Raw genomic sequence first — 23,199 nt, forward strand, 5'->3', positions numbered from 1 at the left:
ATGATTCGCTTTGAACAAGTCAGCAAAGCCTATCTCGGTGGGAGACAAGCGCTGCAGGGGGTGACCTTCCACCTGCAGCCGGGCGAGATGGCGTTTCTGACCGGCCATTCCGGCGCAGGGAAGAGTACCCTGCTGAAGCTTATCTGTGGTATCGAACGGCCCAGCGCCGGGAAAATCTTCTTCAGCGGTCATGAAATCAGCCGTCTGAAGAGCCGTGAGGTGCCGTTCCTGCGCCGCCAGATCGGTATGATTTTCCAGGACCACCATTTGCTGATGGATCGTACCGTGTATGACAACGTGGCGATCCCGCTGATTATCGCCGGCGCCAGCGGCGATGATATTCGTCGTCGCGTCTCGGCGGCGCTGGACAAGGTTGGCCTGCTGGACAAAGCGAAGAATTTTCCCATTCAGCTCTCCGGCGGTGAGCAGCAGCGCGTGGGAATCGCTCGCGCGGTGGTCAACAAGCCGGCGGTGCTGCTGGCGGATGAACCGACCGGCAACCTCGACGAGGCGCTCTCGGAGGGGATTTTACGTCTGTTTGAAGAGTTTAACCGCGTCGGGGTGACGGTACTGATGGCCACGCACGATCTGGGGCTTATCTCCAGTCGTCCGTACCGCGTGCTGACGCTTAGCGACGGCCATCTGCATGGAGGCATTCGGGGTGAATAAGCGCGACGCAATGAACCAGATTCGCCAGTTCGGCAGCAAGTTCGATCGCCTGCGCAACGCCGCGGGCGGCGGCGGCGGCGGGCGCAATGCGCCAAAACGGCCGAAAGCGGCGCCTAACCCGGCCTCGCGTAAGAGCAACGTATTCAACGAGCAGGTGCGCTATGCCTGGCACGGCGCGCTGCAGGATCTAAAAAGCACGCCGCTGGCGACCTTCCTGACGGTAATGGTCATCGCCATTTCGTTGACCCTGCCAAGCGTCTGCTACATGGTCTACAAAAACGTCAGCAGCGCGGCGTCCCAGTATTATCCCTCGCCGCAGATCACCGTTTATCTGGAAAAAACGCTGGATGACGATGCCGCGGCGCGGGTGGTGGGCCAGCTGCAGGCGGAGCAGGGCGTCGACAAGGTAAACTATTTGTCCCGTGACGAGGCGCTGGGGGAGTTCCGTAACTGGTCAGGCTTTGGCGGCGCCCTGGATATGCTGGAGGAGAACCCGCTGCCGGCGGTCGCCATCGTGGTGCCGAAGCTGGATTTCCAGAGCACCGAGGCGCTGAATACCCTGCGCGATCGGGTAACGCGGATCCAGGGGGTCGATGAAGTGCGGATGGACGACAGCTGGTTTGCCCGTCTCTCTTCGCTCACCGGGCTGGTAGGACGCGTGTCGGCGATGATCGGCGTGCTGATGGTGGCGGCGGTGTTCCTGGTGATCGGCAACAGCGTGCGCCTGAGCATCTTCGCCCGCCGCGATACCATTAACGTTCAGAAGCTTATCGGCGCCACCGACGGCTTTATCCTGCGTCCGTTCCTCTACGGCGGAGCGATGCTGGGCTTTTCCGGCGCGTTTTTATCGCTGATCCTGTCGGAGATTCTGGTAATGCGCCTCTCGTCGGCGGTGACCGAAGTGGCGAAAGTCTTCGGCACCCAGTTTGAGCTGAGCGGCTTAGGCTTCGACGAGTGTCTGTTGATGTTGATCGTCTGCTCGATGATCGGGTGGGTAGCCGCCTGGCTGGCGACAGTGCAACATTTACGTCACTTTACTCCCGATTAATAAAAGCGTGATATAATCTTTCCCTGCTGCAATGAGTTCCTGTTCGCAGGGAAAGATACCGCAAGCTTGTTCCCCTTTTCCTGCCCTCACTTTTTCATCGTGGTGTCACATTTTGTGCGTAATTTATTCACACCGTTGCATGGAACTTGTGGATAAAATCACTGTCTGATACTAATGTGAGTGATATTCTCGTTGCTCATGAATGCTGGCATGCTTGTTGCCTGATGGGGACAAGAACGCGTCAGAAGATATCAATTGAGAGGATTTGAATGACCAAAGAAATGCAAACTTTAGCTTTAGCCCCCGTTGGTAACCTGGAATCGTACATCCGGGCCGCTAACACTTGGCCGATGCTGTCGGCTGATGAAGAGCGGGAGCTTGCTGAAAAGCTGCATTACCAGGGCGATCTGGAAGCAGCGAAAAAGCTGATTCTGTCTCACCTGCGCTTTGTTGTTCACATTGCTCGTAACTACTCGGGCTATGGCCTGCCGCAGGCGGATCTGATCCAGGAAGGCAATATCGGCCTGATGAAAGCCGTGCGTCGCTTCAACCCGGAAGTGGGTGTGCGCCTGGTCTCCTTCGCCGTGCACTGGATTAAAGCCGAAATTCACGAATACGTGCTGCGCAACTGGCGTATTGTGAAGGTCGCTACCACCAAAGCACAGCGTAAGCTGTTCTTTAACCTGCGTAAAACCAAACAGCGTTTGGGTTGGTTCAACCAGGATGAAGTGGAAATGGTAGCCCGTGAGCTGGGCGTGTCGAGCAAAGACGTCCGCGAGATGGAATCCCGTATGGCGGCCCAGGACATGACCTTCGACATGTCGTCCGACGATGAGTCCGACAGCCAGCCGATGGCGCCGGTCCTGTATCTGCAGGACAAAACGTCTAACTTTGCCGACGGCATCGAAGACGATAACTGGGAAGAGCAGGCGGCGAATAAGCTGACTGACGCGATGCAGGGCCTGGACGAGCGTAGCCAGGACATCATCCGCGCCCGCTGGCTGGACGAAGATAACAAGTCCACGCTGCAGGAACTGGCCGACCGCTACGGCGTCTCCGCAGAGCGCGTGCGTCAGCTGGAAAAGAACGCCATGAAAAAACTGCGTGCCGCTATCGAAGCCTGATACGCCACGCCTGCCTGATACCTGATATCAGGCTCCCCGATAACGCCCCGCCTCAGGTTGGGGCGTTTTGTTTTTCTGCGTCCTCCCGGAGCAGGAGCATCTGCGGGCAGTGCGTCTGCAGGCAGCCGAGTAAGACGCTGAACGCCGACGCCATCTGCTCTTCGGGCTGGCTGGCGAATCCCATCAGTAATCCTTTCTTGCGCGCCGCCGTCAGGTAGTAGCGCGACAGCGGCCGCACCAGAATGTGCCGCGCATTGGCCTCTCTGGCGATCGCCACATCGTCAGCCTCTGCGGGCAAATTGAGGATCAAATGCAGCCCGGCATTATCGCTGAAGTCAGACAGGGCGTACGGCATACAGTGCTGCTGGATAAGCTCAGTTAAAAAGGCGCGGCGACGGCTGTAGAGCAGCCGCATACGGCGGATATGGGCCGAATAGTGGCCGGCGGTAATAAACTCCGCCAGCGCCATCTGGATCAGCGAATGGCCGCCGCGGTAAAGCTCGGCATGGGCGTGCTTCAGGTCGCTGACCAGCGGCCGCGGGATCACCACGTAGCCCAGACGCAGGCCGGGATAGAGCGTCTTGCTGAAGGTGCCGATATAGACCACCGGGGCGTCGGCGACCAGACCCTGCAGGGCGGGGATCGGCTGACCGGAAAAGCGAAACTCGCTGTCATAATCATCTTCGACGATCCAGCTCCCCTGCTGACGGGCGAGCGCCAGCAGGCGCTGGCGGCGCTCAAGGCTCATCACCGCGCCCAGCGGATACTGGTGGGAAGGCGTAACGAAGATCAGCCTCGGCGCATCGTCAACCGTCTCCGGCGGGCACAGGCCGTTGGCATCGACGGTCAGGGGCTCTGCCCGAACGTCGTTCATCGCCAGCACGTGGCGGATCCCCCAGTAGGAAGGCTCCTCCACCCACGCCAGATCGCCGTTATCACACAGCATGCGGGTGACCAGATCGATCGCCTGGTGGATCCCCTCGGTGATAAGAATTTGATCTGACTGACAGTGGACGCCGCGCGACACGCGCAGATAATCCACCAGCGCCTGCTGCAGTTCCGGAGTGCCGCCGTTGCAGCTATAGCTGAGCCGCTCCGGTTTGGGCCGACGGCTGATGCGGGCCTGGATCTTACTGAACAGCGGGTGGGGGAAGGCGTTAACGTCCGGCACGCCGGGTATAAACGCTCCCCACTGGCGCGGGCTGGCGCTGACCTGGCCGAGCAGATGCTGGCCTCGGTGTGAAAGATGCGCCGTCGGTGCCGCAAGACTGTTGTTTTCCCGCTCTTCTTTAGCCGTCAATGAGCTCTCAGGGGCGGTTTGGGCAACGAATGTTCCGCTTCCCCGACGGGAAACCACATATCCTTCCGCCAGCAATTGTTCATAAGTTGTTAATATGGTGTTTCTTGACACGCCAAGTTCGCCCGCCAGGTCCCGCGACGGCGGCAGACGGCTTTGAGGCGCCAGCGAACCGTCGAGGATCGCGCGGCGCAGCGCGTTATATAAGCGTTTGTGCAGAAGAGGATCCCGCTCTTCCTGCAGACGGACCAGCACCAGGTCACCCACCAGCGAACGCAATTGGATCCCTCAGATATTCAAAATTGGTACTCGATTATAGGGCCAACTCCTGTGTAAATAAACGACATCGTTTCTAATTTGTTGCGATAACGTGACATACACGACAGGAGATTCGCAGGTGAAAAGCTCAGAACTGAATCAACGTCGCCAGCAGGCGACGCCGCGCGGCGTAGGCGTAATGTGTAACTACTTTGTCGAGAAGGCGGAAAACGCCACGCTGTGGGATATCGAAGGCAATGAGGTGATCGATTTCGCCGCCGGGATCGCCGTGTTAAATACCGGTCACCGCCATCCGAAAGTGGTCGCCGCGGTAGCCGAGCAGCTGCAGGCGTTCACCCACACCGCCTATCAGATTGTGCCGTACGAAAGCTATGTTTCGCTGGCGGAGCGTATCAACGATCTGGCGCCAATTGACGGGCCGGCAAAAACGGCTTTCTTCACCACCGGCGCGGAAGCGGTCGAGAACGCGGTGAAAATCGCCCGCGCTTACACCGGTCGTCCGGGGCTGATTACCTTCGGCGGCGGCTTCCACGGCCGTACCTTTATGACCATGGCCCTCACCGGTAAGGTCGCGCCCTACAAAATCGGCTTCGGGCCGTTCCCGGGCTCGGTGTATCACGGCGTTTACCCCAATGCGGCGCATGGCGTGACCACCGCGGATGCGCTGAAAAGCCTGGAGCGCATTTTCAAAGCGGATATTGCGCCGGACCAGGTAGCGGCCATCATTCTCGAGCCGATCCAGGGGGAAGGCGGCTTTAACGTCGCGCCGGCCGATTTTATGCAGGCGCTGCGCGACCTGTGCGATACCCACGGCATTCTGCTGATCGCCGATGAAGTGCAGACCGGTTTCGCCCGCACCGGCAAGCTGTTCGCTATGCAGCACTATGAGGTGAAACCGGATCTGATGACGATGGCGAAAAGCCTCGCCGGCGGTTTCCCGCTGTCGGGCGTTGTCGGTCGCGCCGAGGTGATGGATGCGCCAGCCCCAGGCGGGCTGGGCGGAACCTATGCCGGTAACCCGCTGGCGGTGGCCGCGGCGCACGCGGTGCTGGATGTCATTGCCGAAGAGCAGCTGTGCCAGCGCGCTGAACAGCTGGGTAGCCATCTGCAGGAAGTGCTCAACCAGGCGCGCGCTACCTGCCCGGCGATCGTTGATGTCCGCGGCCGGGGGTCGATGGTGGCAGTGGAGTTTAACGATCCGCAAACTGGCGAGCCGTCGCCGGAGTTCACCCGCCAGGTGCAACAGAAAGCGCAGGAGAACGGCCTGCTGCTGCTGAGCTGTGGCGTCTACGGCAACGTGATCCGCTTCCTGTATCCGCTGACGATTCCGGATGCCCAGTTCTCGAAAGCGCTGGATATTCTGGCGCGCGTACTGAAGAGCTAACGTCTCCCCGGCGGGCTGCGGCGGCAGGGAAGCCGAACAGAAACAGGACGCCGCAGCCGGCTGTTTATGCTCAGCGTGAGTGGTTTATCACCCTGATATCACCTTTTTTCCGGCGGTGACAACCGCCGGAGTAAAACGGAAAGTATTATGTCTGAAAACTCCACCTTTTCTCCCGTCCTCACCGGCCGGGAACGTACGGCTGTCCCTGCAAAATCTCTGAGCTTCGTCGAAGGGGTATCGATGATTGTCGGTACCAATATTGGCGCGGGCGTCCTCTCTATCGCCTATGCGTCAAGCAAAGCGGGCTTTTTACCACTGCTGTTCTGGCTGGTGCTGGTGGGTAGTCTGACCACGGTGACTATGCTCTATGTCGCGGAATCCACGCTGCGCACCCGTAAACATCTGCAGCTCAGTGGATTATCGAAGCGCTACGTCGGCGGCTTTGGCGCGCTGATGATGTTTCTCTCCGTCTGCGTCAATAGCGTCGGGGCATTGACGGCGTATATGACCGGCAGCGGTAAGCTGCTGCACTCCCTGTTTGGCATCTCGCCGGCGCTGGGCAGCGTGCTGTTTTTCGTTCCGGCGGCAGGGGTACTCTACCTGGGGCTGAAGGCGATCGGCCGCGGTGAGAAATTTATCAGCATCGGCATGGTGGTGATGATCTCGGTGCTGGTGATTGCCACGCTGTTGAAAGAGACCACCCGCGTCGGCTATCTGCTCGACGGCAACTGGCTGTATATGGTTCCGGTCTTCAACGTCGTAGCATTCTGCTTCTCGGCACAGTATATCGTGCCGGAGATGGCGCGGGGCTTCGCCGACAAACCGGAAAAATTGCCTAAAGCCATCATGGTCGGCATGGCGCTGACCTTTACCCTGCTGGCGCTGGTGCCGTTGTCGGTGATCTCGCTTAACGGTCTGGACAATATCTCGGATGTGGCCACCATCTCCTGGGGGCGGGCGCTTGGCGAATGGGCCTTCTTCTCAGCCAATCTGTTTGCGCTGTGCGCGATGCTGACCTCCTACTGGGGACTGGGCGGCAGCTTCCTGACCAATATCTTCGATCAGTTCCGCCTGGGGAATGACGAACAGCCCGCCCGGCGCCTGATGGTGCTGCTGGTGGTGGCGATCCCGCCGTTTGTACTGGCCTATAGCGGCATGGTTTCCTTCGTCAACGCGCTCTATTTTGCCGGGGTGTTCAGCGGCGTCATTTTATCGATTATGCCGATCCTGATGCTCAAGGGCGCCCGCCAGCGTGGCGATCTGACCCCGGGCTGGACCTGTCCGGCCTGGATGACCCATCCGCTTATCCAATGCTTCATTGTGTTGTTGTATCTTTGCAGCGCCGCCTACGCGATAGCATCCGCGGTGGGCTACCTACCCGCAGGCTGGTAATCAGGCTCTGTTTTGCACCGCGTCCGGTTCATGCTGGCGCGGTTTTTTTATTTGTCACTTATCTGTTACATAGCCCGCAATTTAGTCGTTTCAAATTCCTCAGAATGACGGTATGTTTAGCATAGTGTGCTGCAAAAGCGCGGGCAGCCCCCGGTTGATTAGCTATCATATGCTTTTCCTATCGGTATAAACAAAATAATGCGCTAATAAACAACATCACAACAAATGCAAAAACCATAATAATGGGGAGCCTCAGGATGAATATGAAGGGTAAAGCGTTACTGGCAGGATGTATTGCCTTAGTTATGAGCAGCGCGGCGCTGGCAGAAGATATCAAAATCGCGGTAGTCGGGGCGATGTCCGGCCCGGTGGCCCAGTACGGCGACCAGGAGTTTACCGGCGCAGAGCAGGCGGTAGCGGATATCAACGCTAAGGGCGGCATCAAGGGCAATAAGCTGCAGATCGTCAAATATGATGACGCTTGCGACCCGAAACAGGCGGTAGCGGTAGCCAACAAAGTGGTCAACGACGGCATCAAATACGTTATTGGTCACCTGTGTTCCTCTTCCACTCAGCCGGCGTCTGATATCTATGAAGACGAAGGCATTCTGATGATTACCCCGGCAGCGACTGCTCCGGAGCTGACGGCGCGCGGCTATAAGCTGATCCTGCGCACCACCGGTCTGGACTCCGATCAGGGGCCAACCGCGGCGAAATACATTCTCGACAAAGTGAAGCCGCAGCGTATCGCAGTGGTACATGACAAACAGCAGTACGGCGAAGGTTTGGCCCGTGCGGTGCAGGATGGCCTGAAAAAAGGTGGGGCAAACGTGGTCTTCTTCGACGGGATCACCGCCGGTGAGAAAGATTTCTCCACCCTGGTGGCGCGCCTGAAGAAAGAGGATATCGATTTCGTCTACTACGGCGGCTATCACCCGGAAATGGGCCAGATCCTGCGTCAGGCGCGCGCCGCCGGTCTGAAAACCCAGTTTATGGGCCCGGAAGGCGTAGCGAACGTCTCCCTGTCTAACATCGCCGGCGAGTCGGCGGAAGGCCTGCTGGTAACCAAGCCGAAGAACTACGACCAGGTGCCGGCGAACAAACCGATCGTGGATGCGATCAAGGCGAAGAAACAGGATCCGAGCGGCGCCTTCGTGTGGACCACCTACGCGGCGCTGCAGTCGCTGCAGGCAGGCCTGAATCAGTCTGACGATCCGGCGGAAATCGCTAAATACCTGAAAGGCGCGACAGTAGACACCGTGATGGGCCCGCTGTCGTGGGATCAGAAAGGCGACCTGAAAGGCTTTGAGTTCGGGGTCTTTACCTGGCATGCTAATGGTACGGCGACCGACGCCAAATAATTTAACCGGCGCCTTTCACGCTGCAAATGCGTTGTCTGCGGCCCTCAACCCCGGTCACTTACTGATGTAAGCTCCCGGGGATTTCGGGTATTGACGCCTTTTTGCAACGCGAAATGCTGGGTTAAATGAGGGGCGCCTTTCACGCTGCAAATGCGTTGTCTGCGGCCCTCAACCCCGGTCACTTACTGATGTAAGCTCCCGGGGATTTCGGGTCTTGACGCCTTTTTGCAACGCGAAATGCTGGGTTAAATGGGTGGGGGCCTTTCACTCTGCAAATGCGTTGTCTGCGGCCCTCAACCCCGGTCACTTACTGATGTAAGCTCCCGGGGATTTCGGGTCTTGACGCCTTTTTGCAACGCGAAATGCTGGGTTAAATGAGGGGCGCCTTTCACGCTGCAAATGCGTTGTCTGCGGCCCTCAACCCCGGTCACTTACTGATGTAAGCTCCCGGGGATTTCGGGTCTTGACGCCTTTTTGCAACGCGAAATGCTGGGTTAAATGGGTGGGGGCCTTTCACTCTGCAAATGCGTTGTCTGCGGCCCTCAACCCCGGTCACTTACTGATGTAAGCTCCCGGGGATGTCGGGTCTTGACGCCTTTTTGCAACGCGAAATGCTGGGTTAAATGGGGGGCGCCTTTCCCACTGCAAATGCGTTGTCTGACCCCGGTCGCGCTGCGCTTACCGGGGCTACAGTCGCCAGGTAGCCCGGCTAAGCGAAGCGCCGCCGGGTTCTTCCTTGGTCATGCTCCGCTTATTGGGGCTACGGCTTAATGCTTTTCCCAACCATTCTGCTGGGCGCTAAAGCCGAGCGCCTGCATAAAGGCCGCCATCACGCCGCGGTCCTCCACCCCATGGTCGGCGACGCGCCAGCTATTGATCGCCGGGTTATCACGCAATGTCTCTTCCACTAAGTATTGTCCGACGCCGCGGCGGCGGGTCACTTCACGCACGCACAGATCGCTGAGCTCACCTTCGACGCCGCGCAGGGTAACGCGCACGGCGCCCAGCAGGCGCTCGTTAAAGCGGGCGGCGTAGAGACGATGGTTTTCATCAAGGGTCAGCGTCGACAGATCCTGTGACGGCCAGATTTTCCCCAGATCAATGCGATCCTGATCGCTGAAGTGCTGTAAACGGATAATGGTCAGTTTCATGGGCGGCAAATCCAGTGCAAAACAGAGGCGCCAGTGTACCCAAAATTGCTGTCTGGCGGAGCGCTGTTTTTTGCGCGTACATCAGGGGATTCGTTTTCCTGGCGTTGTCAGGGTAGCGCAATCCGTCATGGATCGAAAAATAAGCAGAATTTTAACCTAATGTGCAGCGTTTTATTCCGCCTTATGTATCGTTATTTTATGCTGCAGGATGGACTTTTTTTTGTTTATCTTCACCAAAATACAGAATATTATCTTTGCTTAATCGACTGAAAAATAGAGGTTTTAATCTGTTTTTTAGTGAAAAACTGCGCTAAACCATTAAACTCAATGGTAAAAATGGCGTTGTTTAATAAAAGCACAGAATGCTTTTTAACCATAAAAATACAAAACATTTACACCACATCACGAACGGGGTTCTGCAGCATGAAAAGGAACGCGAAAACCATCGTCGCGGGCATTGTCGCATTAGCGATGTCGCACGCGGCGATGGCCAAGGATATTAAGGTCGCCGTGGTCGGCGCGATGTCGGGTCCAGTGGCCCAGTGGGGCGACATGGAGTTCAATGGCGCGCGTCAGGCGATTAAAGACATCAACGCCAGCGGCGGCATTAAGGGCGACAAGCTGGTGGCCGTCGAATATGACGACGCCTGCGATCCGAAGCAAGCGGTCGCGGTGGCCAACAAAATCGTCAACGACGGCATTCAGTACGTTATCGGCCACCTGTGCTCCTCTTCCACCCAGCCGGCTTCCGACATCTATGAGGATGAAGGCATCCTGATGATCTCCCCCGGGGCGACCAACCCGGAGCTGACCCAGCGCGGATACCAGTACATCATGCGTACCGCCGGCCTCGACTCCTCGCAGGGGCCGACCGCGGCGAAATATATCGTCGAGAAAGTGAAACCGCAGCGTATCGCCATCATTCATGACAAGCAGCAGTACGGCGAAGGGCTGGCGCGTTCGGTGCAGGACAACCTGAAGAAAGCCGGGGCCAACATCGTCTTCTTCGATGGCATCACCGCGGGGGAAAAAGATTTCTCCGCCCTGCTGGCGCGCCTGAAGAAAGAGAACATCGACTTCGTCTACTACGGCGGCTACTACCCGGAAATGGGCCAGATGCTGCGCCAGGCGCGCTCCGTCGGGTTGAAAACCGTGTTTATGGGGCCGGAAGGGGTCGGCAACGCCTCGCTGTCCAATATCGCGGGCGCCGCGGCGGAAGGCATGCTGGTGACAATGCCAAAACGCTACGATCAGGACCCTGCCAACAGCGCCATCGTCAACGCGCTGAAAGCGGAGAAGAAAGATCCGAGCGGACCGTACGTCTGGATCACCTATGCCGCCGTTCAGTCGCTGGCGCAGGCGATGGACAGAACCGGCAGCCAGCAGCCGCTGGATTTAATCAAAGATTTGAAAGCGCACGGGGCGAAAACCGTGATTGGGCCGCTGACCTGGGATGAAAAAGGCGATCTGAAGGGATTTGAGTTTGGTGTCTTCCAGTGGCACGCCGACGGCTCTTCGAGCGCGGCGAAATAAGCGCTGAAGACGAGTTATCCCTCCGCCCGCGAACCGCGGGCGGTTTGAAAAAGGTTACCTTATGTCCGAGCAGTTTCTCTATTTTCTGCAGCAGATGTTTAACGGCGTCACGCTGGGCAGTACCTATGCGCTGATCGCCATCGGCTATACGATGGTGTACGGCATTATCGGCATGATCAACTTCGCCCACGGCGAGGTCTATATGATTGGCAGCTATGTCTCCTTCATGATCATCGCCGCGCTGATGATGATGGGCATTGACACTAGCTGGCTGCTGGTCGCCGCCGGATTCGTGGGCGCCATTGTGATTGCCAGCGCCTACGGCTGGAGCATTGAGCGCGTGGCCTATCGGCCGGTGCGTAACTCCAAGCGCCTGATTGCGCTGATCTCCGCCATCGGGATGTCTATCTTCCTGCAGAACTACGTCAGCCTGACCCAGGGCTCCCGCGACGTGGCGCTGCCGAGCTTGTTTAACGGCCAGTGGGTCGTCGGCCACAGCGACAGCTTCTCCGCGACGATCACCACCATGCAACTGGTGATCTGGGTGGTGACCTTTATCGCCATGCTGGCCCTGACGCTGTTTATTCGCTACTCGCGGATGGGGCGCGCCTGCCGCGCCTGCGCGGAAGATCTGAAAATGGCCAGCCTGCTCGGGATTAACACCGACCGCGTCATTGCCCTGACCTTTGTCATCGGCGCAGCGATGGCGGCGGTGGCCGGCGTGCTGCTGGGGCAGTTCTACGGCGTGATTAACCCCTACATCGGCTTTATGGCCGGGATGAAGGCGTTCACCGCCGCCGTGCTCGGCGGGATCGGCAGCATCCCTGGCGCGATGATCGGCGGCCTGATCCTGGGTATTGCCGAGGCGCTCTCTTCCGCCTATCTCAGCACCGAATATAAGGACGTCGTTTCCTTCGCGCTGCTGATTCTGGTGCTGTTAGTGATGCCGACCGGCATTCTGGGCCGCCCGGAGGTGGAAAAAGTATGAAACCGATGCAAATTGCAATGGCGCTGCTCTCTGCCGTGATGTTCTTCATTCTGGCGGGCGTCTTTATGGGCGTGCAGCTGGAGCTGAACGGCACCAAACTGGTGGTCGATACCGCCGCCGATATTCGCTGGCAGTGGATCTTCATCGGTACCGCGGTGGTCTTTTTCTTCCAGCTGCTGCGGCCGCTGTTCCAGAAAGCGGTTAAGAACGTCTCCGGGCCGAAATTTATTATGCCGGCGATTGACGGGTCGACGGTGAAGCAGAAGCTGTTCCTGATAGCCCTGCTGGTGATTGCCGTGGCCTGGCCGTTTATGGTGTCGCGCGGCACGGTGGATATCGCCACCCTGACGATGATCTATATCATCCTCGGCCTCGGGTTGAACGTGGTGGTCGGCCTTTCCGGCCTGCTGGTGCTGGGCTACGGCGGGTTCTATGCCATCGGCGCGTATACCTTTGCGCTGCTGAACCACTATTACGGTCTCGGCTTCTGGACCTGTCTCCCGCTGGCCGGCCTGGTCTCCGCGGCGGCCGGTTTCCTGCTGGGCTTCCCGGTATTGCGTTTGCGCGGAGACTACCTGGCGATTGTGACCTTAGGCTTCGGCGAGATCGTGCGCATTCTGCTGCTCAACAATACCGAGATCACCGGCGGGCCGAACGGCATCAGCCAGATCCCGAAACCGACCTTCTTTGGCCTCGAATTTAGCCGCAGCGCCCGCGAAGGCGGCTGGGATACCTTCAGCAACTTCTTCGGCGTCAAATACGATCCCTCCGACCGGGTGATTTTCCTCTACCTGGTGGCGTTGCTGCTGGTAGTGCTCAGCCTGTTCGTCATCAACCGCCTGCTGCGAATGCCGCTGGGCCGGGCGTGGGAAGCGCTGCGTGAAGATGAGATCGCCTGTCGTTCGCTGGGCCTGAGCCCGACGCGCATCAAGCTGACCGCCTTTACCATCAGCGCCGCGTTTGCTGGCTTCGCCGGCACGCTGTTCGCCGCGCGCCAGGGCTTCGTCAGCCCGGAATCCTTTACCTTCGCCGAGTCAGCCTTTGTGCTGGCGATCGTCGTGCTGGGCGGGATGGGCTCGCAGTTCGCGGTGATCCTCGCGGCTATTCTGCTGGTGGTCTCGCGCGAGTTGATGCGTGACTTCAACGAATACAGCATGTTAATGCTCGGCGGCCTGATGGTGCTGATGATGATCTGGCGTCCGCAGGGGCTTCTGCCAATGACGCGCGTGCAGTTGAAGCTGAAAAACGGTCAGGCGAAAGGAGAGCAGGCATGAGTCAGCCATTATTATCCGTTAGCGGCCTGATGATGCGTTTCGGCGGTCTGCTGGCCGTCAACAATGTGTCGCTGGAGCTCAGAGAGCGCGAGATCGTCTCGCTGATCGGCCCCAACGGCGCCGGGAAGACCACCGTCTTTAACTGCCTGACCGGTTTTTACAAGCCCACCGGCGGCACTATTCTGCTGCGCGACCAGCACCTGGAAGGGCTGCCGGGTCAGCAGATTGCGCGGATGGGCGTGGTGCGGACCTTCCAGCACGTGCGCCTGTTCCGCGAAATGACGGTGATTGAAAACCTGCTGGTGGCGCAGCATCAGCAGCTGAAAACCGGGCTCTTCTCCGGCCTGCTGAAAACGCCGGCCTTCCGTCGCGCACAGAGCGAAGCGCTGGACAGGGCCGCCACCTGGCTGGAGCGTATCGGCCTGCTGGAGCATGCCAACCGTCAGGCCAGCAACCTGGCCTACGGCGACCAGCGTCGGCTGGAGATTGCCCGCTGCATGGTGACCCAGCCGGAAATTCTGATGCTCGATGAACCGGCGGCGGGGCTGAACCCGAAAGAGACCAAAGAGCTGGACGAGCTTATCGCCGAGCTGCGTAACCATCACAACACCACCATCCTGCTTATCGAACACGATATGAAGCTGGTGATGGGCATTTCCGATCGCATCTACGTCGTGAACCAGGGAACACCGCTGGCCAACGGGACGCCGGAAGAGATTCGTAATAACCCGGACGTGATCCGCGCATACCTTGGTGAGGCATAAGATGGAAAACGCGATGTTAACTTTTGACAACGTCAGCGCCCACTACGGCAAGATTCAGGCGCTGCACAACGTCAGCCTGCATATCAAACAGGGCGAGATCGTCACGCTTATCGGCGCCAACGGCGCGGGGAAAACCACCCTGCTCGGCACGCTGTGCGGCGACCCGCGCGCCTCCAGCGGGCGCATTGTCTTTGACGGTAAGGATATTACCGACTGGCAAACCGCGAAGATCATGCGCGAGGCGGTGGCGATCGTTCCGGAAGGGCGGCGCGTCTTTTCGCGTATGACGGTGGAAGAGAACCTGGCGATGGGCGGTTTTTTTGCCGACCGCGATCAGTTCCAGACCCGCATCAAATGGGTGTATGAGCTGTTCCCGCGTCTGCATGAACGCCGTATTCAGCGCGCCGGCACCATGTCCGGCGGCGAGCAGCAGATGCTGGCGATCGGTCGCGCCCTGATGAGCCAACCGCGCCTGCTGCTGCTGGATGAACCGTCGCTGGGGCTGGCGCCGATTATCATTCAGCAGATTTTCGACACCATCGAGCAGCTGCGCGAGCAGGGAATGACGATCTTCCTGGTTGAGCAGAACGCCAACCAGGCGCTGAAGCTGGCCGACCGCGGCTATGTGCTGGAGAACGGCCACGTGGTGCTGGAGGACACCGGCGACGCGCTGTTGGCCAACGAGGCGGTGCGCAGCGCCTATCTCGGCGGTTAATTCATCGCAACCCGGCGTCGTTCACTTCGCCGGTTTGTAGCCCGGGCGAGGCGCTTGCGCCGACCCCGGGAGCCGATCGCACGAATACATTTAAAAGAGCCTGTTGGCTCTTTTTTTGTACATGTATGTTGTACAATAAAAGAGTACAGCTTAGGAGGTTTTTATGAGAACGGTTAACTATAGCGAAGCCCGGCAAAATCTGGCCGATGTGCTGGAAAGCGCAGTGACAGGTGTACCTGTGACCATTACCCGTCGTGGGCATAAATCTGCAGTCATCATTAGTGCAGAAGAGTTTGAACGCTACCAGGCGGCCAGAATGGATGATGAGTTCGCGGCTATCATGGCGGTTCATGGTGATGAGATCAGGGAGCTTGCGGATAAATGACGCTGCAGATTATCTCAGCGGAAGAGATAATACAGTTTCACGACAGGCTGCTCCGCGTCACGCCTGGCGTTGCCGGTATGCCCGATCCGGGGCGTGCCGAAGCGATAATGTATAGGGTGCTAAACAAAATTGAATATGAAGGTGTGACAGACGTGTGGCGACTCGCTGCGATGCATCTGCTGGCGATTTCTCGCGGTCATATATTTAATGATGGTAATAAGCGTACGGCACTGTTTATCACCCTGCTTTTTTTAAAGCGAAATGGAATTATATTGCCAGCGAATCCAGACTTCGTCGGCATGACCGTCGAGGCAGCAGCAGGGCAACTTACCCTGGAACAGATTGTCGCGCGTTTGCGTGGATGACGGTTAACTCGTTGCAACCCGGCGGCTTCGCCGGTTTGTAGCCCGGGCGAGGCGCTTGCGCCGACCCCGGGAGCCGACCGCACGAATATTATCCGTGTCTCAGCTCCCACTTTACTTCCCCCGTCCTTTCATCGGCTTGTCATCTCTCTGACCCGTTACTATCTTTTTTTTGTAATAAAAAAGTTATTTTTCTGTAATTCGAACATGTCATGTTACCCCGCGAGCATAAAACGCGTGAAATCGCGCATCCGGCACAACAAGAGAGATAACCGATGATATCGTTACGACATACAGCTTTAGGACTGGCGCTGAGCCTGGCTTTTGCCGGTCAGGCCCTGGCGGTTACCACCATCCCATTCTGGCACTCAATGGAAGGCGAGCTGGGTAAAGAAGTGGATTCTCTGGCGCAACGCTTTAACGCGGCCAATCCTGATTACAAAATCGTTCCGGTATACAAAGGCAACTACGAGCAGAGCCTGAGCGCCGGTATCGCCGCCTTCCGTACCGGCAACGCGCCGGCTATCCTGCAGGTGTATGAAGTCGGCACCGCCACCATGATGGCGTCAAAAGCCATTAAGCCGGTCTACCAGGTGTTTAGCGAGGCGGGCATCAAGTTTGATGAATCGCAGTTCGTACCGACGGTGGCCGGGTATTACACCGATTCGAAAACCGGCCATCTGCTCTCCCAGCCGTTTAACAGCTCTACCCCGGTGCTCTACTACAACAAAGACGCCTTCAAAAAAGCCGGCTTAGATCCGGAGCAGCCGCCGAAGACCTGGCAGGATCTGGCGGCCTACACCGCGAAGCTGAAAGCCGCCGGGATGAAGTGCGGCTACGCCAGCGGCTGGCAGGGCTGGATCCAGATTGAAAACTTCAGCGCCTGGCACGGTCTGCCGGTGGCCACGAAGAATAACGGCTTCGACGGTACCGACGCGGTTCTTGAGTTCAACAAGCCGGAGCAGGTGAAGCATATCGCGCTGCTCGAAGAGATGAACAAGAAGGGCGATTTCAGCTACTTCGGGCGTAAAGACGAGTCTACCGAAAAGTTCTATAACGGCGACTGCGCCATTACCACTGCCTCGTCCGGCTCGCTGGCCGATATCCGCCAGTACGCCAAATTTAACTACGGCGTCGGCATGATGCCTTACGATGCCGACGTGAAAGGCGCGCCGCAGAACGCCATCATCGGCGGGGCCAGCCTGTGGGTGATGCAGGGCAAAGACAAAGAGACCTACACCGGCGTGGCGAAGTTCCTCGACTTCCTGACCAAACCGGAAAACGCCGCCGAGTGGCACCAGAAAACCGGCTACCTGCCGATCACTACCGTGGCCTACGATCTGACGCGTCAGCAGGGCTTCTATGATAAGAACCCGGGCGCCGATATCGCTACCCGCCAGATGCTGAACAAGCCGCCGTTGCCGTTCACCAAAGGTCTGCGCCTGGGCAACATGCCGCAAATCCGCACCATCGTCGATGAAGAGCTGGAGAGCGTGTGGACCGGCAAGAAAACCCCGCAGCAGGCGCTGGATTCCGCCGTGCAGCGAGGGAACCAGCTGCTGCGTCGCTTCGAGCAAGCGACCAAATCGTAATCTGTAACTTGCCCGGTGGCGCTGCGCTTACCGGGCCTACGATGTGCCCTATGTAGGCCGGGTAAGGCGTAGCCGCCACCCGGCATTGTTCAGGAACCCAATCTCAATGTCATCATCCCGTCCGGTATTCCGCTCGCGCTGGCTGCCCTATGTGCTGGTCGCGCCGCAGCTGATTATCACGTTGATTTTCTTTATCTGGCCCGCAGGCGAAGCGCTGTGGTACTCGCTGCAGAGCGTCGATCCCTTTGGCCTTTCCAGCCAGTTCGTCGGCCTGGATAACTTCGTTGCGCTGTTCCACGATCCGTACTACCTGGACTCGTTCTGGACCACCATAAAATTTAGCGCCCTGGTGACCGTCAGCGGCCTGCTCATTTCGCTGTTTTTCGCCGCGCTGGTCGACTATGTGGTGCGCGGCAGCCGCTTTTATCAAACGCTGATGCTGCTGCCGTATGCCGTGGCTCCCGCCGTCGCGGCGGTGCTGTGGATCTTCCTCTTCAATCCCGGACGCGGGCTGATCACTCATTTCCTCGGCGAATTGGGTTACGACTGGAACCACGCGCAAAACAGCGGCCAGGCGATGTTCCTGGTGGTCTTCGCCTCGGTCTGGAAGCAGATAAGCTACAACTTCCTGTTCTTCTTCGCCGCGCTGCAGTCGATCCCGCGTTCGCTGGTTGAGGCCGCCGCCATCGACGGCGCCGGGCCGATTCGCCGCTTCTTCAAGCTGGCGCTGCCGCTGATTGCGCCGGTGAGTTTCTTCCTGCTGGTGGTCAACCTGGTTTACGCCTTCTTCGATACCTTCCCGGTGATCGATGCCGCCACCGCCGGCGGCCCGGTGCAGGCGACCACCACCCTAATCTACAAAATTTATCGCGAAGGTTTCGCCGGGCTCGATCTTTCCGCTTCCGCCGCGCAGTCGGTGGTGCTGATGTTCCTCGTCATTATCCTGACGGTGGTGCAGTTCCGTTACGTTGAAAGTAAGGTGCGTTACCAATGATTGAGAACCGTCGCGGGCTGACGATTTTCAGCCACACCATGCTGATTCTGGGCATTGCCGTCATTTTATTCCCGCTGTACGTCGCCTTCGTGGCGGCGACGCTGGATAACAAATCGGTGTTTGAAACGCCGATGACGCTGATCCCCGGCGGACATCTGCTGGAGAACATGAAGACCATCTGGGTGAACGGCGTCGGCGTCAACAGCGCGCCGTTCTGGCTGATGATGCTCAACAGTTTCATCATGGCGTTCGCCATTACGGTCGGCAAAATCGTGGTGTCGATGCTTTCGGCGTTCGCCATCGTCTGGTTCCGCTTTCCGCTGCGTAACCTGTTCTTCTGGATGATCTTTATCACCCTGATGCTGCCGGTCGAGGTGCGTATTTTCCCGACGGTGGAGGTGATCGCCAACCTCAACATGCTCGACAGCTATGCCGGGTTAACGCTGCCGTTGATGGCTTCGGCCACCGCCACCTTCCTGTTCCGCCAGTTCTTTATGACCCTGCCGGACGAGCTGATTGAAGCGGCGCGTATCGATGGCGCTTCGCCGATGCGCTTCTTTCGCGACATCGTGCTGCCGCTGTCGAAAACCAACCTCGCCGCGCTGTTCGTCATCACCTTTATCTACGGCTGGAACCAGTATCTGTGGCCGTTGCTGATTATTCAGGATGTGAATCTTGGCACCGCCGTCGCCGGTATTAAAGGCATGATCGCCACCGGCGAAGGTACTACCCAGTGGAATCAGGTGATGGCGGCGATGCTGCTGACCCTGATCCCGCCGGTCGTCATCGTTTTAGCCATGCAGCGCGCGTTTGTGCGCGGCCTGGTCGATAGTGAGAAATAAAATGGCTGGTTTAAAACTACAGGCAGTAAGCAAAAGCTGGGATGGCAAAACCCAGGTAATTCAACCGCTGACGCTGGACGTGGCGGACGGGGAATTTATCGTTATGGTCGGCCCGTCGGGCTGCGGGAAATCAACGCTGCTGCGGATGGTCGCGGGACTTGAACGGGTGACCAGCGGCGATATCTGGATCGATCGTAAACGGGTGACCGAGATGGAGCCGAAAGATCGCGGCATCGCGATGGTGTTCCAGAACTATGCCCTTTATCCGCATATGAGCGTGGAAGAGAACATGGCGTGGGGGCTGAAGATTCGCGGCATGGGTAAGGGATTGATCGCCGAGCGGGTGCAGGAGGCGGCGCGCATTCTTGAGCTGGATGGTCTGCTCAAGCGCCGCCCGCGGGAACTGTCCGGCGGCCAGCGCCAGCGCGTGGCGATGGGCCGCGCCATCGTGCGTGACCCGGCGGTATTCCTGTTCGACGAACCGTTGTCAAACCTCGACGCCAAGCTGCGCGTGCAGATGCGTCTGGAACTGCAGCAGCTGCATCGCCGCCTGAAAACCACCTCGCTGTACGTCACCCATGACCAGGTGGAGGCGATGACCCTCGCCCAGCGGGTGATGGTGATGAACAAAGGCGTTGCCGAGCAGATCGGCACCCCGGTGGAAGTGTATGAGAAGCCAGCCAGCCGCTTTGTGGCGAGCTTTATCGGCAGCCCGGCCATGAACCTGCTGGAAGGGCGCATCAGCGATGACGGCGGTCGCTTTGAGCTGGCGGGCGGCATGCAGCTGCCGACGAATCATGAGCACCGGCGCCACGCTGGGCGTAAAATGACGCTCGGTATCCGTCCGGAGCATTTTATCTTAAGCTCGCAGGCGCAAGGTGGTATTCCGCTGCTGATGGACACCCTGGAAATTTTAGGTGCCGATAACCTCGCTCACGGGCGCTGGGGCGAACAGAAGCTGGTGGTCAGACTGCCGCACCAGCAGCGCCCGGCGGCAGGCAGCACGCTATGGCTGCATCTGCCTTTGGAACATCTGCACCTCTTTGATGGTGAAACAGGACAACGCGCATGAGTAACTGGCCTTATCCCCGCATCGTCGCCCATCGCGGCGGCGGTAAACTGGCGCCGGAGAACACCCTGGCGGCTATCGACGTCGGCGCCCGCTACGGGCACACGATGATTGAATTTGACGCCAAGCTGTCGAAGGACGGGCAGATCTTTCTGCTGCATGACGATAATCTCGAACGCACCAGCAATGGCTGGGGCGTGGCGGGCGAGCTGGCGTGGGACGATCTGCTGAAGGTCGATGCCGGTAGCTGGTTCAGCCGTGAATTTAAGGGCGAGCCGCTGCCGCTGCTCTCCCAGGTGGCGGAGCGCTGCCGTCGTCACGGCATGATGGCGAATATCGAAATTAAGCCGACCACCGGGCTGGGGCCGCAGACCGGGAAAGTGGTGGCGCTGGCCGCGCGCGATCTATGGCAAGGCATGACCGCGCCGCTGCTCTCCTCTTTTGAAATCGACGCCCTGGAGGCGGCGCAGGAAGCCGCGCCCGAGCTGCCGCGCGGGCTGCTGCTGGATGAGTGGCGCGATGACTGGCGCGAATTGACCACCCGGTTGGGCTGCGTGTCGATTCACCTCAATCACAAACTGCTGGATGCGGCGCGGGTGGCGAGCCTGAAACAGGCCGGCCTGCACATTCTGGTGTACACGGTCAATAAACCCCAGCGCGCCGCCGAACTGCTGTGCTGGGGCGTAGACTGCATCTGCACCGATGCCATTGATGTCATCGGGCCGAATTTCCAGCCTTAAGACGGATTTGCGGCGGACGACCTTTACGGATTAGTCTGCCGCAGCATTCCACCGTTGTTATTTGGCCGCACCTGCTGCGGCGCATTCAGATTGCCGCCCTGGGCCGCGCGCTGCTGATTAGTCTGCAGCTGGTTTTGCAAATGCTGCTGCTGCGAGCGGGTCTGATTGTTCAGATCCTGCTTCAGCATGCTTTGCTGCTGCTGTTGCTGCACCTTCATCTCATTTTGCATGCGCTGCTGGCTGGGGACCACGTAACCCGGCTGGTTAGGGTTGTTATTAATATTGATCGGCTGGGCTAATACGCCAAGCGGCATCAGCGCCGCCAGAAACAGAATCGCTTTCATGGTTTTCTCCTCCCGTGCGTGGGATCACTTAAGTGTACCTCGAATCTGCCATAACAATGATTTTTTAGGAGTTATCAACCAGGCTTAAGCGGGGAATGAAACCTACCTTTCAGGAGTAAGACAATGATAAAAACAACAATATGGCGTCAGGTGGTCATCGCTGCGTTGCTGGCGGGGGGCAGCTTTACCGTCGCCGCCAATCCGCCACCGCCGCCGCCGGTCTCTTATGGCGTAGAGGAAGATGTGTTCCACCCGGTACGCGCCCGGCAGGGGATGGTGGCCTCGGTGGACGCGCTGGCGACCCGCGTCGGCGTGGATATCCTGCGCCAGGGCGGTAACGCTGTCGATGCGGCGGTAGCGGTAGGCTACGCGCTGGCGGTCACCCATCCGCAGGCCGGGAATATTGGCGGCGGCGGTTTTATGATGCTGCGGACTAAAGACGGCAAGACCACGGCGATCGATTTCCGCGAAATGGCGCCAGAGCAGGCCACCCGCGACATGTTCCTTGACGACCAGGGCAACCCGGACAGTAAAAAATCACTGACTTCGCATCTGGCCTCCGGCACGCCAGGCAGCGTCGCCGGTTTCTCCCTCGCGCTGGAAAAGTATGGCACCATGCCGTTGAACAAAGTGATCCGTCCGGCGATTAAGCTGGCGGAAGAGGGGTTTATCGTTAACGATGCGCTGGCGGACGATCTGAAGACCTACGGCAGCGAAGTGATCCCGCAGCATGAAAATAGTAAAGCGATCTTCTGGAAGAACGGCGAGCCGCTGAAGAAGGGCGATCGGCTGGTGCAGAAGAACCTCGGTAAGAGCCTGGAGCTGATTGCCGAGCACGGCCCGGACGCCTTCTATAAAGGGGCCATCGCCGACCAGATCGCTGACGAGATGAAAAAGCACGGCGGGCTAATCACCAAAGCCGATCTCGCCGGCTATAAGGCCGTGGAGCGTACGCCGGTTAGCGGCGAGTATCGCGGGTATGAGGTTTACTCTATGCCGCCGCCGTCCTCCGGCGGGATCCATATCGTGCAGATCCTCAATATCCTCGAAAACTTCGATATGCAGAAATATGGTTTTGGCAGCGCCGACGCCATGCAGGTGATGGCGGAGGCAGAGAAACACGCCTACGCCGACCGCTCTGAATATCTCGGCGACCCTGACTTCGTCAACGTGCCGTGGCAGGCGCTGACCAGCAAGGCTTACGCCAAAGCGATCGCCGCCGAGATTGATGTCAACAAGGCGAAGCCTTCCAGCCAGATCCGTCCGGGCAAGCTGGCGCCCTATGAAAGCAACCAGACCACCCACTTCTCGGTGGTCGATAAAGACGGCAATGCGGTGGCGGTGACCTATACACTGAATACGACCTTCGGTACCGGCATTGTGGCCGGTAATTCCGGCATTCTGCTCAATAACCAGATGGATGATTTCTCGGCGAAGCCCGGCGTGCCTAACGTCTATGGTCTGGTGGGCGGCGACGCCAATGCGGTGGAGCCGAAAAAACGCCCGCTGTCGTCAATGTCGCCGACCATTGTGGTGAAAGACGGCAAAACCTGGCTGGTGACCGGCAGCCCGGGCGGCAGTCGGATCATCACCACCGTACTGCAGATGGTGGTCAATACCATCGATTTCGGGATGAACGTCGCGGAAGCCACCAACGCGCCGCGTTTCCACCATCAATGGCTGCCGGATGAGCTGCGGGTGGAGAAAGGCTTTAGCCCGGATACCCTCAAGCTGCTGGAGGCGAAGGGGCAGAAAGTGGCGCTGAAAGAGGCGATGGGCAGTACCCAGAGCATCATGGTGGGACCGGACGGCATGCTGTATGGCGCCTCCGATCCGCGTTCGCCGGATGATTTAACGGCGGGGTATTGATGTGTTGCCCGGTGGCGCTGCTG

Annotated in this window: 22 protein-coding genes; 19 read left to right on the top strand and 3 right to left on the bottom strand. The window is 58.5% G+C overall.

The window, feature by feature from the left end; genetic code table 11:
- The 3 genes from ftsE to rpoH all read left to right on the top strand — a co-directional run bounded on the left by ftsE (window position 1) and on the right by rpoH (window position 2,841).
- Window positions 1-669 (top strand): cell division ATP-binding protein FtsE, encoded by a 669-nt coding sequence (gene ftsE / locus AB1E37_RS01455; RefSeq protein WP_002920817.1) that lies wholly within the window; start codon window positions 1-3, stop codon window positions 667-669.
- Window positions 662-1,717, top strand: a complete 1,056-nt coding sequence (ftsX, locus tag AB1E37_RS01460) for a permease-like cell division protein FtsX (RefSeq protein ID WP_004173994.1) — start codon at window positions 662-664, stop codon at window positions 1,715-1,717. The genes ftsE and ftsX overlap by 8 nt, the downstream gene beginning before the upstream one ends.
- 269 nt (window positions 1,718-1,986) lie before the next feature.
- Window positions 1,987-2,841, top strand: a complete 855-nt coding sequence (rpoH, locus tag AB1E37_RS01465; protein ID WP_002920815.1) for an RNA polymerase sigma factor RpoH — start codon at window positions 1,987-1,989, stop codon at window positions 2,839-2,841.
- A 52-nt stretch (window positions 2,842-2,893) separates the two neighbouring features.
- On the opposite strand, the gene AB1E37_RS01470 is transcribed toward rpoH, so the two are convergent.
- A complete protein-coding gene (locus AB1E37_RS01470) occupies window positions 2,894-4,417 on the bottom strand; it encodes a PLP-dependent aminotransferase family protein (RefSeq protein WP_032447926.1) in 1,524 nt (507 codons plus the stop codon).
- 118 nt (window positions 4,418-4,535) lie between these two features.
- Between AB1E37_RS01470 and AB1E37_RS01475 the strand changes: the two genes are divergently transcribed.
- From AB1E37_RS01475 to livJ, 3 genes are all read left to right on the top strand, one after another.
- Window positions 4,536-5,801 carry a 4-aminobutyrate--2-oxoglutarate transaminase gene (locus AB1E37_RS01475; protein ID WP_004188289.1) on the top strand — a complete coding sequence of 422 codons (1,266 nt, stop codon included), beginning with the start codon at window positions 4,536-4,538 and terminating at the stop codon, window positions 5,799-5,801.
- Window positions 5,802-5,948: 147 nt separating this feature from the next.
- On the top strand, window positions 5,949-7,193 hold the full coding sequence (locus tag AB1E37_RS01480; protein ID WP_004150081.1) for an aromatic amino acid transport family protein: 1,245 nt from the start codon (window positions 5,949-5,951) through the stop codon (window positions 7,191-7,193).
- Between the two features lie 257 nt (window positions 7,194-7,450).
- Entirely contained in the window at window positions 7,451-8,554 is a 1,104-nt protein-coding gene (livJ, locus tag AB1E37_RS01485) for a branched chain amino acid ABC transporter substrate-binding protein LivJ (protein WP_032447925.1), read from the top strand.
- Window positions 8,555-9,321: 767 nt separating this feature from the next.
- On the opposite strand, the gene panM is transcribed toward livJ, so the two are convergent.
- Window positions 9,322-9,705 (bottom strand): aspartate 1-decarboxylase autocleavage activator PanM, encoded by a 384-nt coding sequence (gene panM, locus AB1E37_RS01490; RefSeq protein WP_002920810.1) that lies wholly within the window; start codon window positions 9,703-9,705, stop codon window positions 9,322-9,324.
- 423 nt (window positions 9,706-10,128) lie between these two features.
- Between panM and livK the strand changes: the two genes are divergently transcribed.
- The 12 genes from livK to ugpQ all read left to right on the top strand — a co-directional run bounded on the left by livK (window position 10,129) and on the right by ugpQ (window position 20,963).
- Window positions 10,129-11,238, top strand: a complete 1,110-nt coding sequence (gene livK / locus AB1E37_RS01495; RefSeq protein WP_002920808.1) for a high-affinity branched-chain amino acid ABC transporter substrate-binding protein LivK — start codon at window positions 10,129-10,131, stop codon at window positions 11,236-11,238.
- A 61-nt stretch (window positions 11,239-11,299) separates the two neighbouring features.
- Window positions 11,300-12,226 carry a high-affinity branched-chain amino acid ABC transporter permease LivH gene (livH, locus tag AB1E37_RS01500; protein ID WP_002920807.1) on the top strand — a complete coding sequence of 309 codons (927 nt, stop codon included), beginning with the start codon at window positions 11,300-11,302 and terminating at the stop codon, window positions 12,224-12,226.
- Window positions 12,223-13,500 carry a branched chain amino acid ABC transporter permease LivM gene (livM, locus tag AB1E37_RS01505; protein ID WP_004174005.1) on the top strand — a complete coding sequence of 426 codons (1,278 nt, stop codon included), beginning with the start codon at window positions 12,223-12,225 and terminating at the stop codon, window positions 13,498-13,500. The genes livH and livM overlap by 4 nt, the downstream gene beginning before the upstream one ends.
- Entirely contained in the window at window positions 13,497-14,264 is a 768-nt protein-coding gene (gene livG, locus AB1E37_RS01510; protein WP_002920803.1) for a high-affinity branched-chain amino acid ABC transporter ATP-binding protein LivG, read from the top strand. Before livM ends, livG begins: the two co-directional genes overlap by 4 nt.
- 1 nt (window position 14,265) lies before the next feature.
- Window positions 14,266-14,979, top strand: coding sequence for a high-affinity branched-chain amino acid ABC transporter ATP-binding protein LivF (gene livF, locus AB1E37_RS01515; RefSeq protein ID WP_004145133.1), 714 nt, complete (start codon window positions 14,266-14,268; stop codon window positions 14,977-14,979).
- A 163-nt stretch (window positions 14,980-15,142) separates the two neighbouring features.
- Window positions 15,143-15,364, top strand: coding sequence for a type II toxin-antitoxin system Phd/YefM family antitoxin (locus AB1E37_RS01520; RefSeq protein WP_004174006.1), 222 nt, complete (start codon window positions 15,143-15,145; stop codon window positions 15,362-15,364).
- Window positions 15,361-15,729, top strand: coding sequence for a type II toxin-antitoxin system death-on-curing family toxin (locus tag AB1E37_RS01525; RefSeq protein WP_002920800.1), 369 nt, complete (start codon window positions 15,361-15,363; stop codon window positions 15,727-15,729). The genes AB1E37_RS01520 and AB1E37_RS01525 overlap by 4 nt, the downstream gene beginning before the upstream one ends.
- Window positions 15,730-16,001: 272 nt before the next feature.
- The gene (gene ugpB / locus AB1E37_RS01530; RefSeq protein ID WP_032447920.1) at window positions 16,002-17,318 is read left to right on the top strand and encodes a sn-glycerol-3-phosphate ABC transporter substrate-binding protein UgpB; all 1,317 of its coding nucleotides are present in this window, start codon (window positions 16,002-16,004) and stop codon (window positions 17,316-17,318) included.
- Window positions 17,319-17,424: 106 nt separating this feature from the next.
- Window positions 17,425-18,312: a sn-glycerol-3-phosphate ABC transporter permease UgpA gene (gene ugpA, locus AB1E37_RS01535; protein WP_002920792.1), complete on the top strand. Its 888-nt coding sequence runs from the start codon at window positions 17,425-17,427 to the stop codon at window positions 18,310-18,312.
- Window positions 18,309-19,154, top strand: coding sequence for a sn-glycerol-3-phosphate ABC transporter permease UgpE (ugpE, locus tag AB1E37_RS01540; RefSeq protein ID WP_004145129.1), 846 nt, complete (start codon window positions 18,309-18,311; stop codon window positions 19,152-19,154). Before ugpA ends, ugpE begins: the two co-directional genes overlap by 4 nt.
- 1 nt (window position 19,155) lies before the next feature.
- Window positions 19,156-20,226 (top strand): sn-glycerol-3-phosphate import ATP-binding protein UgpC, encoded by a 1,071-nt coding sequence (locus AB1E37_RS01545; RefSeq protein WP_004150074.1) that lies wholly within the window; start codon window positions 19,156-19,158, stop codon window positions 20,224-20,226.
- Window positions 20,223-20,963 carry a glycerophosphodiester phosphodiesterase gene (gene ugpQ / locus AB1E37_RS01550; RefSeq protein ID WP_004185985.1) on the top strand — a complete coding sequence of 247 codons (741 nt, stop codon included), beginning with the start codon at window positions 20,223-20,225 and terminating at the stop codon, window positions 20,961-20,963. The genes AB1E37_RS01545 and ugpQ overlap by 4 nt, the downstream gene beginning before the upstream one ends.
- 23 nt (window positions 20,964-20,986) lie before the next feature.
- On the opposite strand, the gene AB1E37_RS01555 is transcribed toward ugpQ, so the two are convergent.
- Window positions 20,987-21,307 carry a DUF2756 family protein gene (locus AB1E37_RS01555; protein WP_004185983.1) on the bottom strand — a complete coding sequence of 107 codons (321 nt, stop codon included), beginning with the start codon at window positions 21,305-21,307 and terminating at the stop codon, window positions 20,987-20,989.
- Between the two features lie 123 nt (window positions 21,308-21,430).
- On the opposite strand from AB1E37_RS01555, the gene ggt reads away from it, so the two are divergent.
- Complete coding sequence (ggt, locus tag AB1E37_RS01560; protein WP_009308738.1) at window positions 21,431-23,176, top strand: gamma-glutamyltransferase; 1,746 nt, start codon at window positions 21,431-21,433, stop codon at window positions 23,174-23,176.
- Window positions 23,177-23,199: the final 23 nt, after the last annotated feature.

The organism is Klebsiella sp. Shm-1, assembly GCF_040804525.1.
GTDB classification, from domain to species: domain Bacteria; phylum Pseudomonadota; class Gammaproteobacteria; order Enterobacterales; family Enterobacteriaceae; genus Klebsiella; species Klebsiella pneumoniae.

Coding starts and splice junctions, on each gene's coding strand:
- AB1E37_RS01545 (WP_004150074.1), top strand. CDS start 19,156: ATGGCTGGTTTAAAACTACAGGCAGTAAGCAAAAGCTGGGATGGCAAA.
- ugpE (WP_004145129.1), top strand. CDS start 18,309: ATGATTGAGAACCGTCGCGGGCTGACGATTTTCAGCCACACCATGCTG.
- livK (WP_002920808.1), top strand. CDS start 10,129: ATGAAAAGGAACGCGAAAACCATCGTCGCGGGCATTGTCGCATTAGCG.
- panM (WP_002920810.1), bottom strand. CDS start 9,705: ATGAAACTGACCATTATCCGTTTACAGCACTTCAGCGATCAGGATCGC.
- AB1E37_RS01525 (WP_002920800.1), top strand. CDS start 15,361: ATGACGCTGCAGATTATCTCAGCGGAAGAGATAATACAGTTTCACGAC.
- ugpB (WP_032447920.1), top strand. CDS start 16,002: ATGATATCGTTACGACATACAGCTTTAGGACTGGCGCTGAGCCTGGCT.
- ggt (WP_009308738.1), top strand. CDS start 21,431: ATGATAAAAACAACAATATGGCGTCAGGTGGTCATCGCTGCGTTGCTG.
- AB1E37_RS01520 (WP_004174006.1), top strand. CDS start 15,143: ATGAGAACGGTTAACTATAGCGAAGCCCGGCAAAATCTGGCCGATGTG.
- AB1E37_RS01555 (WP_004185983.1), bottom strand. CDS start 21,307: ATGAAAGCGATTCTGTTTCTGGCGGCGCTGATGCCGCTTGGCGTATTA.
- livM (WP_004174005.1), top strand. CDS start 12,223: ATGAAACCGATGCAAATTGCAATGGCGCTGCTCTCTGCCGTGATGTTC.
- livG (WP_002920803.1), top strand. CDS start 13,497: ATGAGTCAGCCATTATTATCCGTTAGCGGCCTGATGATGCGTTTCGGC.
- livF (WP_004145133.1), top strand. CDS start 14,266: ATGGAAAACGCGATGTTAACTTTTGACAACGTCAGCGCCCACTACGGC.
- rpoH (WP_002920815.1), top strand. CDS start 1,987: ATGACCAAAGAAATGCAAACTTTAGCTTTAGCCCCCGTTGGTAACCTG.
- livJ (WP_032447925.1), top strand. CDS start 7,451: ATGAATATGAAGGGTAAAGCGTTACTGGCAGGATGTATTGCCTTAGTT.
- ugpQ (WP_004185985.1), top strand. CDS start 20,223: ATGAGTAACTGGCCTTATCCCCGCATCGTCGCCCATCGCGGCGGCGGT.
- ftsE (WP_002920817.1), top strand. CDS start 1: ATGATTCGCTTTGAACAAGTCAGCAAAGCCTATCTCGGTGGGAGACAA.
- AB1E37_RS01480 (WP_004150081.1), top strand. CDS start 5,949: ATGTCTGAAAACTCCACCTTTTCTCCCGTCCTCACCGGCCGGGAACGT.
- ugpA (WP_002920792.1), top strand. CDS start 17,425: ATGTCATCATCCCGTCCGGTATTCCGCTCGCGCTGGCTGCCCTATGTG.
- livH (WP_002920807.1), top strand. CDS start 11,300: ATGTCCGAGCAGTTTCTCTATTTTCTGCAGCAGATGTTTAACGGCGTC.